This window comes from Pseudomonas sp. NPDC087690 (genome assembly GCF_044743175.1).
In the GTDB taxonomy this organism is placed as follows: Bacteria; Pseudomonadota; Gammaproteobacteria; order Pseudomonadales; family Pseudomonadaceae; genus Aquipseudomonas.
In genome coordinates, this window is record NZ_JBIUVX010000004.1 from 155,164 (window position 1) to 171,327 (window position 16,164).

The 16,164-nt window shown below is 59.3% G+C and carries 15 protein-coding genes; all 15 read left to right on the plus strand.

Annotated elements, in window-relative coordinates:
• The 15 genes from ACIPIZ_RS09155 (at position 1) to fliS (ending at position 16,160) form a co-directional block, all read left to right on the plus strand.
• Entirely contained in the window at positions 1-735 is a 735-nt protein-coding gene (locus tag ACIPIZ_RS09155) for a cephalosporin hydroxylase family protein (RefSeq protein ID WP_122855462.1), read from the plus strand.
• 55 nt (positions 736-790) lie between these two features.
• The gene (locus tag ACIPIZ_RS09160; protein WP_401165049.1) at positions 791-3,706 is read left to right on the plus strand and encodes a TIGR00180 family glycosyltransferase; all 2,916 of its coding nucleotides are present in this window, start codon (positions 791-793) and stop codon (positions 3,704-3,706) included.
• A 23-nt stretch (positions 3,707-3,729) separates the two neighbouring features.
• Positions 3,730-4,731: a UDP-N-acetylglucosamine 4,6-dehydratase (inverting) gene (gene pseB, locus ACIPIZ_RS09165; RefSeq protein WP_122661541.1), complete on the plus strand. Its 1,002-nt coding sequence runs from the start codon at positions 3,730-3,732 to the stop codon at positions 4,729-4,731.
• The gene (pseC, locus tag ACIPIZ_RS09170) at positions 4,728-5,885 is read left to right on the plus strand and encodes a UDP-4-amino-4,6-dideoxy-N-acetyl-beta-L-altrosamine transaminase (RefSeq protein WP_401165051.1); all 1,158 of its coding nucleotides are present in this window, start codon (positions 4,728-4,730) and stop codon (positions 5,883-5,885) included. Before pseB ends, pseC begins: the two co-directional genes overlap by 4 nt.
• Before the next feature lie 31 nt (positions 5,886-5,916).
• Positions 5,917-6,537, plus strand: coding sequence for a pseudaminic acid biosynthesis-associated methylase (locus ACIPIZ_RS09175; protein ID WP_064390906.1), 621 nt, complete (start codon positions 5,917-5,919; stop codon positions 6,535-6,537).
• Positions 6,534-7,229, plus strand: coding sequence for a pseudaminic acid cytidylyltransferase (gene pseF, locus ACIPIZ_RS09180; RefSeq protein ID WP_122661539.1), 696 nt, complete (start codon positions 6,534-6,536; stop codon positions 7,227-7,229). The genes ACIPIZ_RS09175 and pseF overlap by 4 nt, the downstream gene beginning before the upstream one ends.
• Entirely contained in the window at positions 7,226-8,731 is a 1,506-nt protein-coding gene (gene pseG, locus ACIPIZ_RS09185) for a UDP-2,4-diacetamido-2,4,6-trideoxy-beta-L-altropyranose hydrolase (RefSeq protein ID WP_253485235.1), read from the plus strand. The genes pseF and pseG overlap by 4 nt, the downstream gene beginning before the upstream one ends.
• Positions 8,724-9,776: a pseudaminic acid synthase gene (pseI, locus tag ACIPIZ_RS09190; protein WP_064390847.1), complete on the plus strand. Its 1,053-nt coding sequence runs from the start codon at positions 8,724-8,726 to the stop codon at positions 9,774-9,776. The genes pseG and pseI overlap by 8 nt, the downstream gene beginning before the upstream one ends.
• A gap of 227 nt (positions 9,777-10,003) precedes the next feature.
• Positions 10,004-10,930 carry a ketoacyl-ACP synthase III gene (locus ACIPIZ_RS09195; RefSeq protein WP_401165054.1) on the plus strand — a complete coding sequence of 309 codons (927 nt, stop codon included), beginning with the start codon at positions 10,004-10,006 and terminating at the stop codon, positions 10,928-10,930.
• Between the two features lie 88 nt (positions 10,931-11,018).
• The gene (locus ACIPIZ_RS09200) at positions 11,019-12,308 is read left to right on the plus strand and encodes a motility associated factor glycosyltransferase family protein (protein WP_064390849.1); all 1,290 of its coding nucleotides are present in this window, start codon (positions 11,019-11,021) and stop codon (positions 12,306-12,308) included.
• On the plus strand, positions 12,305-12,571 hold the full coding sequence (locus tag ACIPIZ_RS09205) for a hypothetical protein (RefSeq protein WP_064390850.1): 267 nt from the start codon (positions 12,305-12,307) through the stop codon (positions 12,569-12,571). The genes ACIPIZ_RS09200 and ACIPIZ_RS09205 overlap by 4 nt, the downstream gene beginning before the upstream one ends.
• A 242-nt stretch (positions 12,572-12,813) precedes the next feature.
• A complete protein-coding gene (locus ACIPIZ_RS09210; protein ID WP_122593378.1) occupies positions 12,814-13,665 on the plus strand; it encodes a flagellin domain-containing protein in 852 nt (283 codons plus the stop codon).
• Positions 13,666-13,738: 73 nt separating this feature from the next.
• Positions 13,739-14,095 carry a flagellar protein FlaG gene (locus tag ACIPIZ_RS09215; protein WP_064390852.1) on the plus strand — a complete coding sequence of 119 codons (357 nt, stop codon included), beginning with the start codon at positions 13,739-13,741 and terminating at the stop codon, positions 14,093-14,095.
• Positions 14,096-14,177: 82 nt separating this feature from the next.
• Positions 14,178-15,635 carry a flagellar filament capping protein FliD gene (gene fliD, locus ACIPIZ_RS09220; RefSeq protein WP_105709132.1) on the plus strand — a complete coding sequence of 486 codons (1,458 nt, stop codon included), beginning with the start codon at positions 14,178-14,180 and terminating at the stop codon, positions 15,633-15,635.
• 129 nt (positions 15,636-15,764) lie between these two features.
• A complete protein-coding gene (gene fliS / locus ACIPIZ_RS09225) occupies positions 15,765-16,160 on the plus strand; it encodes a flagellar export chaperone FliS (RefSeq protein WP_064390854.1) in 396 nt (131 codons plus the stop codon).
• Positions 16,161-16,164 lie beyond the last annotated feature (4 nt).

Below are 16,164 nucleotides of genomic sequence, written 5' to 3' on the forward strand. Positions count from 1 at the left end.
ATGAGCGATAACGTAATCAAAGCTTTCGAGGCGGAGTGCCAGGCCGAAGTGATTGCCCAAGGCCAGGACAAGGACTTGAAGGCGCTGGCCCAGGAGTTCTACAACCAGTCGGCCAAGCACAAATACACCTACCACTTCTCGTGGATGGGCCGTCCGATCATCCAGTTGCCGCAAGACATGATGGCGATGCAGGAACTGATCTGGCGGATCAAGCCGGATCTGGTGATCGAATGCGGCATTGCCCACGGCGGTTCGATCATTTACTACGCCTCGCTGCTGGAGTTGCAGGGCCACGGCGAAGTACTGGGCATTGATCGCGATATTCGTGCGCACAACCGTGAAGCCATCGAAAGCCACCCGATGATCAAACGCATCAGCATGATCGAAGGCTCGAGCCTTGATCCTGCGGTGGTCGAGCAAGTGCGTCAGGCCGCTGCAGGCAAGAAAGTCATCGTGGTGCTCGATTCCAACCACACCCACGAACATGTCCTCGAAGAATTGCGTCTCTACGCACCACTGGTGTCGGTCGACAGCTATTGCGTGGTCATGGACACGGTGGTCGAAGACATGCCGGCCGATGCCTTCCCGGATCGCCCATGGGGCCCGGGCGACAACCCGAAAACCGCCGTGTGGGCGTACCTCAAAGAGAACGACGATTTCGAGATTGATCAGGCGATGCAAGACAAGCTGCTGATCACCGTCGCGTCGGACGGTTACCTGCGCCGGGTTCGTTAATCAGTTCCATTATCAAAGCGTTTTTCGGGCGGTTTCGCCGGTCGTGGGAGAAGTTATGCAAGGCAAGTCTGTTTCTGAACAAAAGCTGCCATTGAGCGAGTTGCTGACGGTGGTACTGATCACCCACAACCGCCCGGCGTTTCTGCGTCGAGCGCTGCAGTATTACAGCAGCCTGCCTTGCAAGGTTCTGGTGCTGGACTCGTCCCCCGAGCGCCCGGAAGATGACTTTTCGGCGGTCGATTACCAGCACCTGCCGCAATTTGCCTATTGGGGCATGCAGGCCAAACTGACCTATGGCGTTGCGCAACTGACCACGCCTTATATGGTGTTCGCCGCCGACGACGACTTCATCCTGCACGAATCGCTGGCCGAGTCGGTCAACTTCCTCGAAGCCAACCGCGACTATGGTCTGTGCCACGGCTACTGCCTGATGTACCTGGCGCTGGCCGGCAGCGTCAGCTACTACCGCCGCGACAAGAAAATCTGCGAAGACTACGCCTCAGAGCGCGCCGAGGATCGAGTCCTCGATTTCATGCATCAGTACGTGCCGCCGTTCTATGGCGTCTGCCGCACCTCGATCATTCAGGACTGGTACGCGGCATTGCCGCCGGGCACCAGTTTCGAATGGCAGGAGATCGGCCACACCTATTACCTGCTGGCGAACGCCAAGGCGCGGATCCTGCCGATCCCGTATGTCGTGCGCGAGATCAATGTCGGTTTCTCCGACCACAACACCGAGGTGTATCACGCGCTGTCGTACACCGACTCCAAGTCGGTGGCCGAGCGCGAAGCCTTCGCCGAATTCCTCGCCTCGTTGCCGACCGATATCAAGGATCTCGATCAGGCGCAGCGCAAGGCGTTTGCCCTGGAAAGTTTCGCGGCCATGACCGACAGCCTGGTCACCGGGCGGGCGTTGACGGCCGAGTTGATTTTCGAGTCGACCTGGAACCACCTGACCAAAGCCCCTGAGCGCAAATTCGGGCCACGGCAATACGTCGAGATGCCGTTCTACAACCAGCGCTTCTTTGACTTGCTGGCCCAGTTCGAGTTTCTGCTGCACGCGATGCCGGCTGGTCGTATCCAACTGGAAAAGCTCGAAGGCATCTGGACCCGCCAGGAGTACCTGTTGCAGTCGCGCAATAACGATACGGCGGAAAGTGTCCTCGACCGTTTGTGGCAGGCCCACGACAGCAACGTGTTCAACCGTCGCGTGGTCAAGCGTCTGGCCGAGCAACTGCAGATCCTCGGCGAGGACGATCAGGCGCAGGAAATGGCTGAGTGGGCGACGCGTCTTGACGTCGTGTCAAATGTCGAACACTACCCGGTCTTCAACAAAATGCGCTCGGGCCGTTTGCTCGACTGGATGGCTGCCCGCAAGCCGGACGCCGAACAAGCCGGGTTGATTGCCGCGCATCTGGCGGCGAACAATGGCGGACCACAATTCGGCATTTTCCTGCTGGATCTGGACAACGACATCGACAAGCTGCAGGTTACCCTCGACAGCCTCGTCGAAGGGCACAGCAAAGCCTTCAAAATCGTGGTCTTCACCACGGACGAGCCACAGAGTGCGACCACTGCACAGAATACCTTGCACTTTGTCCGGGTCACGCCGGGCAACTTCATCGACAAACTCAACCAGAGCGCCGCGCAGTCTCCGTGCGACTGGTTGCTGCTGGCCAACGCGGGCGATGAATTCACCGCCGGTGGCCTGTTGCGTGCTGGCCTGGAATTGATGTCCGCCACGGATCTGCGCGCGGTGGCCACCGATGAAATCCAGCGCACTGAAGATGGCGCGCTGGTGGATGTATTCCGTCCGGGTTTCAACCTTGATTTGCTGCAAAGCGTGCCATCGCTGATGGCGCGCCATTGGCTGATTCGACGCGACGTTTTCCTTGAAGCGGGCGGTTATCAGGCCGATTTCAGCAAGGCGCTGGAGTTTGACCTGTTGTTGCGCCTGATTGAGCAGGGTGGTCTCGGCGGTCTGGCGCACCTCGATGAGCCGCTGCTGATTACCCAGGCCGCTGCAGTGCAAGAGAATGCCCACGAGCGCCTGGCGTTGCTGCGTCATTTGGGCAATCGCGGCTACAAGGCCAAGGTCACTTCGTCGCTGCCAGGCACTTGGCAGGTCGATTATCGTCATACCGAACTGCCAATGGTGTCGATCATTGTGCCGGCCAGTGATGACCTGCCAGCGCTGCGCCGTTGCGTGGAGGGTGTGCTGCTCAGAACCCGCTACAGCCGTTATGAATTACTGGTGGCGGCCAACCCGAATCAGTCGGCGGCGGTCAACGACTGGCTGGGTCAGTTGCGCAATCCCCGCGTCAATGTCTTGCGTGCCGATCAGGCGCTCGGTGAAGTGGCGTTGTATAACGCCGCCAGCGAACAGGCGCGGGGTGACTATCTGGTGCTCCTGGCCGCTGACAGCGAAGTCGTCAACCCGAACTGGATCGACTCGTTGCTCAACCAGGCCCAGCGTCCGGAAGTGGGCATCGTCGGCGCCAAACTGGTCGACCGCGATGGCAAGATTTCCCAGGCCGGCTTGATTCTAGGCCTGAACGATGGGGTGGGTTCGGCGTTCATCGGCGAAAAACATGCGGCCGAGGGCTACATGCAGCGTTTGGCCGTCGAGCAGAATTACTCGGCTGTGTCCAAGGTCTGCCTGATGGTGCGCAAAGAGCTGTTCAACGCTCTCGGTGGGCTGGACGAAGTGACCTTCGCTGACGGTTTCAGCGATGTCGATCTGTGCCTCAAGGCAAGTCAGAACGGTTTCCTCACTGTGTGGACGCCGTCGGTGCAGGTGCTGCATACCGGCGCGTTGCCAGAGGCTCCCCAAACACTGGCGGCACTGCGTGAGAAATGGCCTGATGCGTTCGCGCAGGATCCGGCTTACAACGCCAACCTGGCCCTGACCGGCAAAGGTTTTACCTTGGGCGAAAACAGCTCGATCAATTGGGCTCAGTTGCTCGCCTAAGCGTGCCGGACAGGAATCAACCTATGTTCAACGGTAAATCGATTTTCATCTCTGGCGGCACCGGCTCGTTCGGGCGCAAATTCATCGCCCGACTGCTTGAGCAATACCAGCCCAAACGCGTGGTGGTGTTCTCCCGTGACGAGTTGAAACAGTACGAAATGCAGCAGACGTTCAACGCGCCGTGCATGCGTTATTTCATTGGTGACGTGCGTGACGCTGACCGTCTGCGTCAGGCCATGCGCGGCATCGACTACGTAGTGCATGCCGCCGCGTTGAAGCAAGTGCCGGCGGCGGAATACAACCCGACCGAATGCATTCGCACCAACGTCAACGGCGCGGAGAACATCATCGCTGCCGCCATCGACAACGGCGTGAAGAAGGTCGTCGCGCTGTCCACCGACAAGGCGGCCAGCCCGATCAACCTGTACGGCGCGACCAAGTTGCTTTCGGACAAGTTGTTCGTCGCGGCCAACAACATTGCCGGCGAGCAGGAAACCCGTTTTGCCGTGGTGCGCTACGGTAATGTGGCCGGCTCGCGCGGTTCCGTGGTGCCGTTTTTCAGCAAGCTGATCGCCGATGGCGCGGAGCAGTTGCCGATCACCGACGAGCGCATGACCCGATTCTGGATCACCCTCGATCATGGCGTGCAGTTCGTCCTCGACAGCTTCGCGCGCATGCACGGTGGCGAAGTGTTCGTGCCGAAGATTCCGTCGATCCGCATCGTCGATCTGGCGCGTGGCATGGCGGAGCATCTGCCGCACAAGAATGTCGGTATTCGTCCGGGTGAAAAACTCCATGAGTTGATGGTGCCGCTGGACGATGCGCGGATGACCCTTGAGTTCGAGGATCACTACACCATTCAGCCGTCGATCCGCTTCACCAGCGTCGATGTCGATTTTGCCGTCGACAAGCTCGGCGAGCAGGGGCGTGCCGTGAGCGAAGATTTCGAGTATCGCTCCGACACCAATCCGCATTTCCTCTCGGTCGGGCAGATCGCCGATCTGCACGCGAAGCTTTCGGCATGATTCCCTATGGTCGGCAGAGTCTCGATCAGGCGGACATCGACGCCGTGGTCGAGGTGCTGCAATCGGACTGGCTGACCCAAGGGCCGGGCATCGAGCGTTTCGAGCAGGCGATGGCCGAGCGTTGCCAAGCCGATTTCGCTGTGGCGGTGTGCAATGCCACGGCAGCGCTGCACATTGCTTGCCTGGCCGCAGGGCTGGGGCCGGGTGATCGTTTGTGGACCACGCCGAACACCTTTCTCGCTTCCGCCAATTGCGGACGCTATTGCGGTGCCGAGGTAGATTTCGTCGACATTGATGCGCTGACCTGGAACCTCGATGCGTTCGCCCTCGAAGCGAAGCTCGATCAGGCCGAGCGTGACGGCACGTTGCCGAAAGTTCTGGTGGCGGTAGCGTTCTCCGGACAGAGCTGCGACATGCGCAAGATTGCCATGCTTGCCGAGCGCTACAACTTCACGGTGATCGAGGATGCCTCGCACGCCGTGGGCGCAAGCTATGCCGGGCGTCCGGTCGGCTGTGGCCAATTCGCAGCCATGACGGTGTTCAGTTTTCATCCGGTGAAGATCATCACCAGCGCCGAAGGCGGCATGGTGCTGACCAACCGCCCGGAACTGGTCGAGCGTCTGCAACGTCTGCGCAGCCATGGCATGACTCGTGATCCGCTGCAGATGAGCGAACCCAGCCACGGTCCGTGGTACTACCAGCAGATCGAGTTGGGTTTCAATTACCGCATCACCGATCTGCAAGCTGCGCTGGGTTTGTCGCAACTGGGCAAACTCGACGACTTTATCGCCCGTCGTCGTGAACTGGCGGCGCGTTATGATCGCTTGTTGGCGTACTTGCCGGTGACGCTACCGAGCCTTCAGCCAGAGGCTGAATCTGCCTGGCATCTGTATGTGATTCGTTTGCAGACCGAGCGCATCAGCCTCAGCCATCGTCAGGTGTTCGAAGGCTTGCGCGCCGCCGGTGTTGGCGTGAATCTGCATTACATCCCGGTGCACTTGCAGCCTTACTATCAAGCGCTGGGTTTTGCCGAGGGCGACTTCCCCGAGGCCGAGCGTTACTACGCCGAGGCGATCAGCCTGCCGCTGTTTCCGTTGTTGAGCGATGAACAGCAGGATTACGTGGTCGAGCAATTGCGTCGGCTGACCGAATAATGGCCGCTGAGGCAATGGACGAGTAATGGCAATGCGTCATTTGAGTGAGCAGGAAAAATTCTGGCAGGGCGACTTCGGTAACCAGTACGTCGAGCGCAATGTCGGCCAACCGCTGGTGGCGGCGAATCTGGCATTGTTTGCCAAAGCGCTGAGCCGCGCCGGGCGCATCGCCAGCCTGGTCGAACTGGGCACCAACGCCGGCAACAATTTGCAGGCGCTGCATCAGTTGCTGCCGCGCTGTGAGCTGTTCGGCGTCGAGATCAATGACAGCGCCTGTGCTCAGGCCCAGGCGTTGGACATTGCCCATATCTGGCATGGCTCGCTGTTCGATTTTCCGCGCGAGCGCTGCTACGACCTGACCCTGAGCAAAGGCGTGCTGATTCACTTGGCCCCGGAGCTGTTGCCGACCGCTTATGCGCAGTTGTACGAGTTGAGCCAGCGCTACATCCTGATTGCCGAGTATTACAATCCGGCCCCGGTGGAAGTCTCCTATCGCGGTAACAGTGGCAAGCTGTTCAAGCGCGATTTCGCTGGCGAGATGCTTGATCGCTATGCTGATCTGCAATTGCTCGATTACGGCTTTGTCTATCACCGTGACCCGCAATTCCCGGCGGACGATGTCACCTGGTTCCTGCTGGAAAAACGTCCTTGAGCAAGGTTGCAATCATCCCGGCCCGTGGCGGCAGCAAACGCATCCCGCGCAAGAATCTCTTGCCGTTCGATGGCGTGCCGATGATTGTCCGTTCGATCCGCACCGCGCTGGAATCAGGCTTGTTCGATCAGGTCGTGGTCAGCACCGACGATGCCGAGATTGCCGATGTGGCACGCACGCAGGGTGCGCAGGTGCCATTCCTGCGCCCGGCGGAACTGGCCGATGATTTCACCGGCACGGCGGCAGTGATCGTGCATGCCTTGCAGCAGTTGCCGGCGTTCGATTATGCCTGCTGTGTGTACGCCACGGCGCCGCTGTTGCAGGCGCATTATCTGCGCCAGGGAATCGAGTTGCTGGAGCAGCATCCCGACAAGTCTTTTGCGTTTTCCGTGTGCAGCTTCGGGTTTCCGGTGCAGCGTGCGCTGACGCTGGACGGGCAGGGCGCCTTGAAGGCGTTGTACCCGGAATTTCGCCATACCCGCTCGCAGGATCTGCCCGAAGCGTTTCAGGATGCCGGTCAGTTTTACTGGGGCCGCAGTGAGGCCTGGTTGCGTGGTGAGGCGGTCTATTCGCCGGCCAGTCTGCCGGTGGTTCTGCCCCGGCACCTGGTGCAGGACATCGACACGCCTGAGGACTGGAAGCGCGCCGAATACTTGTACGCCGCGCTCAAGGCTGGCGGAGAGCTGCAATGAGAGTGCTGATTCGCGCGGACGCCTCGCCGACCATCGGCAGTGGTCATATCGCCCGCTGCCTGACGCTGGCGCGCGTGTTGCGCGGGCAGGGCAGCCACGTCGCGTTTGCCTGTCGGCAATTGCCGGGGCATCGGCTCGATATGCTGAGCGGCGAAGGGTTTGAGACCTTTGCGCTGCCCGATCTCTACCCCGCTGAAGACCCGCAGCAAGCCATCGAATCGATGCTGCCGTGGCAGGCCGATATCGACGCACTGGGTCTGCTGCTGGGCGGCCATGCCGAGTTCGACTGGATCATCGTCGATCATTACGGCCTCGATCATCACTGGCAAACCGCTGCACGCCGCTGGGCGCATCGCATCGCGGCGGTGGATGATCTGGCGACCCGACGCTACAGCGTTGATCTTTTGCTCAATCAGAACTTGTCCGGACTCAGCGAAAACTACTCACCTCTGCTGCCTGAAGGTTGCCGCACGTTGCTCGGCCCGCGCTACGCCATGCTGCGCGAAGAGTTCAATTGCCCGGCCATCGAGATCAAACCCACAGCTCGCCGGGTACTGGTGAATTTCGGCGGCTTCGATGCGGCGATGCAGACTCATCACGCGATGCTCGCCCTCGCTGAATTCAGCGAATTGCAGGTGGATTTCGTTGCTGGCGCCGAGAACCCGGCGTGGGCGCAGATGCAGGCCTTGGCCGAGACGCGGCCGAACTGGCGCCTGCACAGTTTTGTCAGTGATTTCCATCAACGCATGACTGAGGCGGACCTGTTTATCGGCGCCGGCGGCGGCACCAGTTGGGAGCGCGCGGCGCTGGGTTTGCCAACGATCTGCATTGCGGTGTCGAACAACCAGCAGAACAACGGTGAAGTGATGGCGGCGGCGGGGGCGCATGTGTTCATGGGCGCCCGCGAGCAGGTCAGTGTCGAGCAGTTGCGTGACGCTGTCGGCTTTGTTGTGGGCAACCATTTTCTGCGCCAGAGCCTGGCCGAGCGTTCGCGGCAACTGGTCGATGGTCGCGGCGCCGAGCGCGTCGCGGCAGCGCTGGCGGGCGCGGTGCTCAAGCTGCGCCCGGCGACGCTGGACGATGCGCAGTTGCTGTTCGAGGGACGTAATGCCCAAGCCGTGCAGCGCTGGTCGCCGGAGACTGGCGCGATCGATTGGGCGCAACACCTCAACTGGCTGACGGCAGCTTTGCGTAATCCGCAGCGGTTGCTGTTGATCGCCGAGGCGGACGACGGCGCCGTCGGGGTGTTGCGTTATGACTTGCGTGGTTTTGAAGCCGAAGTATCGTTCTACCTGTTGCAAGGACGTTTCGGCCTCGGCTGGGGCAGGGCGCTGTTGACCCGTGGCCAAACGTTTGTCGCCGCACACTGGCCGCAACTGACGGTCATCAGCGCCCGTGTCATGCCGGACAATCTGCCCTCACTGAATGTGTTTCGTGACGCCGGGTTTACCCAGAGTGCCTGTGCGTTCACCCGTGTTTTGAAGGATCACCCGCATGACTAGTTTCAAGATCGGCGACCGCTCGATCGGCGCCGATGCGCCGCCCTTCATCATTGCCGAGATGAGCGGCAACCATAACCAGTCGCTGGACGTGGCCCTGCAAATTGTCGAAGCGGCGGCCAAGGCCGGTGCGCATGCCTTGAAGCTGCAAACCTATACCGCCGAGACGATGACCCTGGATCTGGCCGAAGGTGAGTTCTTCATCAAGGATCCAGGCAGTCTGTGGGCAGGCACTTCTTTGTATGCCCTGTACGAAAAGGCCCATACGCCGTGGGAATGGCACGCACCGATTTTTGCCCGCGCCAGGGAATTGGGCATGCTGGCATTCTCGACGCCGTTCGATGAGACGGCGGTGGACTTTCTCGAAAGCCTCGACGTGCCGGCCTACAAGATCGCCAGTTTCGAAAACACCGATCTGCCGCTGATTCGCCGCGTGGCCGCTACCGGCAAGCCGCTGATCATCTCTACGGGCATGGCCAGTATCGCCGAGCTGGATGAAACCGTGCGCGCCGCGCGTGAAGCCGGCTGCAAGGATCTGGTGCTGCTCAAATGCACCAGCACTTACCCGGCAACTCCGCTCAACAGCAACGTGCGCACGATTCCCCATCTGCGTGAGTTGTTCGGTTGCGAGGTGGGGCTGTCCGACCACTCGATGGGCGTGGGCGTGTCGGTGGCGGCGGTGGCGCTTGGTGCGACGGTAGTGGAAAAACACTTCACCCTCGACCGTTCGGCGGGTGGCGTCGATGCGAGTTTCTCGCTGGAACCGGCAGAAATGGCCAGTCTGGTGGTGGAAACCGAACGTGCCTGGCAGGCCTTGGGTCAAGTGCGTTACGGCGCCACCGAAGCCGAACTGAAATCGGTGGTGTATCGCCGCTCGCTTTACATTACCGCCGACATGGCCGCCGGTGACACCTTTACCGGGGACAATCTGCGGGCGATTCGCCCCGGTCTCGGTCTGCCGCCCAAACACACCGACGCCGTCCTCGGCCGCCGCGCACGTGCGCCGATCAAGCGCGGCACGCCGCTGGACTGGTCGCTGGTCGAATAAGCCGATCTGCACCGAATCGGCAAAATAGCGTGACCTGCGAGTCATAACGCGCATCTTCACTGTATTGTATTGATCGGGGAGATGGCGCCTGGCTCGTTTTCGATTCCAGTGATAGCCCTTTTCGCTCTCCGTGGCTGCCCGTTGTGGCGGCCGTTTTCTGTTTGTCGGCGCCCCTCGAAATCCTTGCGAGCGGTGGTCTTGGGCTGTTTTTTTATTGGGAAGCCGTAATGATTGGCATAAAAAGCATTGCGAGCTACGTTCCTGTAGCCGGCGTGGACAATTACGCACAAGGTGCAAAATTCGAAAAGGATGAAGAGTTCATCATTGGCAAGATTGGTTCGGCGTTTCTGCCACGCAAAGACGCTGAGCAGGAAACTTCCGATCTGTGCGTGGAAGCGGCCAATGCGCTGTTTGCCAGCAACCCGGATCTGAAGCGTGAATCGATTGACGCGTTGATCGTCGTCACCCAGAACGGTGACGAAGAAGGCCTGCCACACACCGCCGCCATCGTGCAGGACAAACTCGGTCTGCCGACCAACGTCGCGGCGTTCGATATTTCCCTGGGTTGCTCCGGTTACGTCTACGGCATCTACGCGATCAAGGGTTTCATGGAAGCCGCCGGCCTGAAGAATGGCCTGCTGATCACCGCTGACCCGTATTCGAAAATCGTTGACCCGGAAGACCGCAACACCACCATGCTGTTTGGCGATGCCGCCACGGCCACCTGGATGGGCGAAGATCCGACCTGGGCGCTGGGCAAGGCCAAGTTCGGCACCGACGGCTCCGGCGCACCGCACTTGAAAGTCACTGATGGCGTGTTCTTCATGAACGGTCGTCAGGTGTTCAACTTTGCCCTGCTCAAAGTCCCGGCACACTTGCACGAACTGCTCGATGATTCCGGTCTGAAAGCCGATGACATCGATGCCTTCTGCATTCACCAGGGCAGTGCGGCGATTGTCGATGCCGTGGCGCGGCGTTTCGAAGGCGAGCCGGAGAAGTTCATCAAAGACATGGTCGAGACCGGCAACACCGTGTCGTCGAGCATTCCGTTGCTGCTGGAAAAGCACGTCATCGATTCCGATTGGCAGCGTATTGCGCTGAGCGGTTTTGGCGTTGGCCTGTCGTGGGGCTCGGCGATCATCTATCGTCCTTGAACCGAAGCAAAAACGGCGGATACAAAAATAGCGTTCAAGGTTAACCTTGAGCGCTATTTTTTTGCCTGAACGGGGAGCGCGAGGCGTCATGAGCGAGTTTTTTCAAGCCAATGCCGAGGTGTTGCAGCGGCGCTGGCCGGCGCTGTTCGAGCGACTGCAGGCAGAAGACAGTGCGGCCGTTGCGGCGCAATTGGTCGAGGGACTTGGCTCGACGCTGAGCATCAACGGCATTCAGCTCACCAGTCGTCACGATCGCCTTCATGAAGCGCAGACTCAGGCCGCCAGCCTGCCCGACAAGCCGCAGTTGCACGTCTATGGCACCGCTCTTGGGGATTTGCCCGTTGTGCTGCTGGAGCGCGAAGGGCTGCAACGGTTGTACGTGCACATCCTCAACGGCGCGTTGTTCGCGCTGGTGCTGCAACTGCTTGATCAGCGCCAGTGGCTGGAAGATCCGCGTACCGAACTGTTCTACGCCGGCGATCTGTCGGACATTTGCTCGCCGTTTTTTGCGCTGCCTGCCGAAATGCTGCTGGCCGATGACTTCAGCGCGAAGATCCGCGATCGGCTGGTCAATGAAGTCCATCTGAGTTTCAACAATCGCGAATTCGATGCGCAGTCTCCGTTCATACAGCAGCGCTTGCAGGACTGCTTACCGGTGCTGCTCGGCGATGACGATGTCGCGCAATTGTTTGGCATGTGCACCGAGCGCGAGATCTATGTGATCGGCACCGGCCCGACGCTTGAAGGGCATTTTCAGGCACTGGCGGCCATCCAGGCTCAGGCACAGCCTCCGCTGTTCATCTGCGTCGACACCGCTTATCGGCCATTGCGTGAACACGGCATCGTGCCGGATCTGGTGGTGACCATTGATCAGCGCATCAGCTTTCGACATTTGCCGTTCGAAGCGTCCGACGATATCCCGCTGGTGTATTTGCCAATGAGTGACCCCGAGGTGTTGCGCGCCTGGAAGGGCAAGCGCTACGGCGGCTACTCGGCCAGTCCGGTGTATGCGCAATTGCGTGAGCAGTATCCGCGCGGGGAACTGCATGTGGGTGGCAGCGTGATTCATCCGGCGGTGGATCTGGCGGTAAAACTGGGCGGCACGCGCATTACCTTGTTCGGCGCGGACTTCGCCTTCCCGATGAACAAGACCCACGCCGGCTGGAATGATGGCGAGCTGGGTCCGGGTGTGAGTCAGGCGCGGCATTGGGTGCGCGACGGGCATGGCCAGCGTGTCAGTACCCAACTCAACTTTCGCGGATATCTGTGTGTGCTGGAACGTTACATCGCTGCGCATCCGCACGTTCAGTTCTTCAATAGCAGCCGGGCGGGCGCGCTGATCGCCGGAGCGCAGTTCAATCAGGAGTTCGTGCAATGACGGCGATGCAAGCGTGTATCGGTGAATGCCGTCAGTGCGCAGTTCTGTTTCGGCTGGGGCGGGATGTCGAGGCTGCGTTGAGCATGGTCGATGTCTTCGAGGGAGCGCAGCAGTGGCTGCTGTCCGCGCCAGCGGATGCCCAGCAGATGTGGACCCAGGTGCTCACGCAAATGCTCGATTGCCAGGAGCGCCAGGACTGGTTGGGACTGGCTGACTATATGGAGTATGAACTGGTCGAATTGCTGCAAAGCGTTCCGGCCTGAGCAGGCCGACAGCGCTGGCCCGCAGGTTTGCGCGGCAGTCGGTTTTATGGCGTCATTTTTTCGCGGGCGATGGGTGGCTAAGTCATTGTTTTCGCGGGGGTGGCAGGGTGATGGCAAATTTTTTTCAAAAAGCCCTCAAGCAACCTGCAATCCCGACGATAACTATTACGAAGGTTCTCTAGGCCATACCCGGCGGTTGCCAGGGCCGGAAGCCGCAGTACCCAACCACCGAGGAATTCGTCATGGCTTTAACAGTAAACACCAACACCACATCGTTGAACGTTCAGAAAAACCTGAACCGCGCTTCCGACGCTCTGTCGACTTCGATGCAGCGCCTGTCTTCCGGCCTGAAAATCAACAGCGCTAAAGACGACGCCGCTGGCCTGCAGATCTCCACCCGTATGCAATCGCAAATCCGCGGTGGCAACCAGGCTATCCAGAACGCCAACGACGGTATCTCCGTTGCTCAGACCGCTGAAGGCGCTCTGCAAGCTACTACCGACATCCTGCAGCGTATGCGTGAACTGGCTGTTAAAGCACGTACCGGCACCAACGGCACTGCTGACCAGAAAGCGACCAACAAAGAATTCGCCGACATGTCGGACGAAATCACCCGTATCGCAGCTTCCACCAACCTGAACGGCAAAAACCTGCTGGACGGTTCGGCTGGTACTGTGACTCTGCAAGTTGGCGCAAACACCGGTACTGCTAACCACATCGACCTGGTACTGAGCTCCAAGTTCGACGCCGTCAACCTGTCCGTGGACAAAGGCGTTCTGGCTCTGACCGGTACTGACGCTGCTACCGCTGGTAGCAACATCGACAACGCTATCACTGCAATCGACGCTGCTATCGCTGCGATCGGTGATACCCGTGCCAGCCTGGGTGCTTCGCAAAACCGTCTGACCAGCACCATCTCCAACCTGCAGAACATCGTTGAGAACACCACCGCTGCACAGGGTCGTGTACAAGACACCGACTTCGCCGCGGAAACTGCTAACCTGACCAAGCAGCAAACTCTGCAGCAGGCTTCGACCTCCGTTCTGGCTCAAGCCAACCAACTGCCTTCCGCTGTACTGAAGCTGCTTCAGTAATTTCGGATCGAGTTTGGGCGGGGGAGTGCGCTTGTCGTGCTCTCTCGCCCTTTTACGTTAGGAGGTGATGAGCATGGACATGAGCGTCAAGCTTAACCAGTCTTATCCGGCTCCCAAGCCAGTCACGCCGGTTGCTGACAAACCGTCAGAAACGCCGAAAGTTGCCAAGACTGAAGCGCCGGTCGCTGCCAAGAGTCAGGTTACGGACGACGCCAAGTTGAAACTGGCGGTGCAGGAGATCGAGAAGTTCGTACAATCGATCAAGCGCAATCTGGAGTTCTCGATCGACGAGCATTCCGGGAAGGTCATCGTCAAGGTGATCGCAAGCGAGACGGGTGAGGTCGTTCGACAGATTCCCTCCGCAGAAGCCCTCAAGCTGGCAGACAGTCTGGCCAATGCGAGTCACGTGTTGTTCGACGCCAAAGTCTGATAGCTGGCATGAATAATGTTTGTCCATTCTCAGGGCGCGTGTAACGGTCAAAAGAATGGCAACAATCTGAAGGGAGATGCACATGGCAAGTCCAATTCTACCGGGTTCCGGACTGGGTTCCGGCCTGGACATCGGTGCGATCGTCACTGCGCTGGTCAACGCCGACAAGGCGCCAAAGCAGACGCAGATCGATACCGCGACCAAAGCCAACACGCTGAAGATTTCCGGTATCGGTTCGCTGAAGAGCGCATTGACCGCGTTCCAGACGGCAATGACCAATCTGGGCAGCAAGACCAATCCTGCATTTGCCGGCTTCACCGCGACTTCCAGCAACACCAACCTGACCGCGACTTCCGACAGTACTGCGGTTTCGGGCAATTACAACGTTGTTGTCAGTCAGTTGGCCACGGGTTCGAAAATCGCCAGCGCCTCTTTCGCCGGCGGTGCCGCCAGTGCCATTCCGAGTGGTACCCTGAAAATCAGTCAGAATGGCACTGATTACAATGTCGATATCCCGGCCAATGCCACGTTGCAGACCACTCGCGACGCCATCAACAAGGCTCAGGGCGCCAACGGCATTTCTGCCAACATCGTGACCGACAGTACCGGTGCTTCGCGCCTGGTAATCAGTTCGAGCAAGACCGGCGAAGGCTCTGACCTCAAAGTCAGCGGTATTGCCGGTCTGGAAATCGATGGTACCCAGGAGATGGGCGCGAGTCCGGCTGCAGGCGCTTCAGGCGCCGTCAACGGCGTTGCGAAAAACGCCAAGCTGACCATCGACGGCCTTGAGGTCACCAGCAAAAGCAACACGGTGAGCGGCGCAATCAGTGGCTTGACCCTGAATTTGACGACGGTCAGTGAGGGCACGCCGCCGAGCAAGCCTACGGCTGTCACCGTGGATGCCAACACCAAAGGTCTGCAGACATCGATTCAATCGTTCGTCGATGCTTACAACACCTTGAAGACCACCATCGATACGCTGTCCAAGGCGACGCCGGATGCCGATGGCAAGTTGACCGTGCAAGCGGCATTCACCGGCGACGCGATGCCGCGCACGCTGATTGCTGACGTGCGTGCCGAGTTGACCAACACGGGGGCTGGCGGTCCGTTGGCGGTGCTGTCGCAGTTGGGTGTAATGACCGATCGCAACACCGGTAACCTGACGTTTGATACCAGCGCTTTCACCAAAACCATGGCCCAGCCAGGCATGACTGGCCAGGTTCAGCAGTTGTTCACCGGCACCGACGACACCAATGGTCTGTTGGCGCGCATGAGCAAAGCAGTGGACCCGTATCTCAAGCCAGCTACAGGTGATATTACCGGCAGTGGTTTGCTTGATCAGCGCATGGCTATTCTTACCAAGAACACCAAAAGCCTGACCGAGCAGCAATTGGCGCTGGACTTGCGTGTCGCCAACCTGACCAAGACGTTGACTGCCAAGTACAACGCCATGGACTTGCTGGTAGGGCAGATGAAGGCGACGGCGAGCAGCATTACCTCGTTCTTCACCTCGCTGAACGCTCAGCAGTCCGCGAAGTAACAGACGTGCACGACAAAAACCCGGCTACGCTTTATCGGCGTGCGCCGGGTTTTTGTCTTTTGATCTAAAGTTCTCTGATTCGTTGGCGATACACTGGATATACGAGTCATTGTGGCAATGAGGTAGAACATGAATCCGATGTTAGCCCTTCGGCAATACCAGAAAGTCGGCGCACACGCACAGACGTCCGAAGCGAGCCCGCACCGTCTGGTGCAAATGTTGATGGAAGGCGGTCTGGAGCGCATTGCTCAGGCCAAGGGCGCCATTGAGCGCAAGGATGTTCCTGCCAAGTGCACGGCCATCAGCAAGGCCGTTGGCATCATTGGTGGCTTGTGTGAAGGCCTGGATCTGGAAAACAGCGCCGATTCGGTAGGTGAGCTCAATCAGCTCTACATTTACATGATGAAGCGACTGGCCGAAGCCAACGTCAAGAGCGACCCGAAGATTCTCGACGAGATTGCCGGCCTGCTGCGCACTGTGAAGGAAGGCTGGGACGGCATTGCTCCGCCGGGCCCCCAGTTTTAAGGAG

What these genes read in the sequence shown, in the direction of transcription:
- ACIPIZ_RS09155 (WP_122855462.1), top strand. Translation starts at nt 1, where the DNA reads ATGAGCGATAACGTAATCAAAGCTTTCGAGGCGGAGTGCCAGGCCGAA.
- ACIPIZ_RS09160 (WP_401165049.1), top strand. Translation starts at nt 791, where the DNA reads ATGCAAGGCAAGTCTGTTTCTGAACAAAAGCTGCCATTGAGCGAGTTG.
- pseB (WP_122661541.1), top strand. Translation starts at nt 3,730, where the DNA reads ATGTTCAACGGTAAATCGATTTTCATCTCTGGCGGCACCGGCTCGTTC.
- pseC (WP_401165051.1), top strand. Translation starts at nt 4,728, where the DNA reads ATGATTCCCTATGGTCGGCAGAGTCTCGATCAGGCGGACATCGACGCC.
- ACIPIZ_RS09175 (WP_064390906.1), top strand. Translation starts at nt 5,917, where the DNA reads ATGCGTCATTTGAGTGAGCAGGAAAAATTCTGGCAGGGCGACTTCGGT.
- pseG (WP_253485235.1), top strand. Translation starts at nt 7,226, where the DNA reads ATGAGAGTGCTGATTCGCGCGGACGCCTCGCCGACCATCGGCAGTGGT.
- pseI (WP_064390847.1), top strand. Translation starts at nt 8,724, where the DNA reads ATGACTAGTTTCAAGATCGGCGACCGCTCGATCGGCGCCGATGCGCCG.
- ACIPIZ_RS09195 (WP_401165054.1), top strand. Translation starts at nt 10,004, where the DNA reads ATGATTGGCATAAAAAGCATTGCGAGCTACGTTCCTGTAGCCGGCGTG.
- ACIPIZ_RS09200 (WP_064390849.1), top strand. Translation starts at nt 11,019, where the DNA reads ATGAGCGAGTTTTTTCAAGCCAATGCCGAGGTGTTGCAGCGGCGCTGG.
- ACIPIZ_RS09205 (WP_064390850.1), top strand. Translation starts at nt 12,305, where the DNA reads ATGACGGCGATGCAAGCGTGTATCGGTGAATGCCGTCAGTGCGCAGTT.
- ACIPIZ_RS09210 (WP_122593378.1), top strand. Translation starts at nt 12,814, where the DNA reads ATGGCTTTAACAGTAAACACCAACACCACATCGTTGAACGTTCAGAAA.
- ACIPIZ_RS09215 (WP_064390852.1), top strand. Translation starts at nt 13,739, where the DNA reads ATGGACATGAGCGTCAAGCTTAACCAGTCTTATCCGGCTCCCAAGCCA.
- fliD (WP_105709132.1), top strand. Translation starts at nt 14,178, where the DNA reads ATGGCAAGTCCAATTCTACCGGGTTCCGGACTGGGTTCCGGCCTGGAC.
- fliS (WP_064390854.1), top strand. Translation starts at nt 15,765, where the DNA reads ATGAATCCGATGTTAGCCCTTCGGCAATACCAGAAAGTCGGCGCACAC.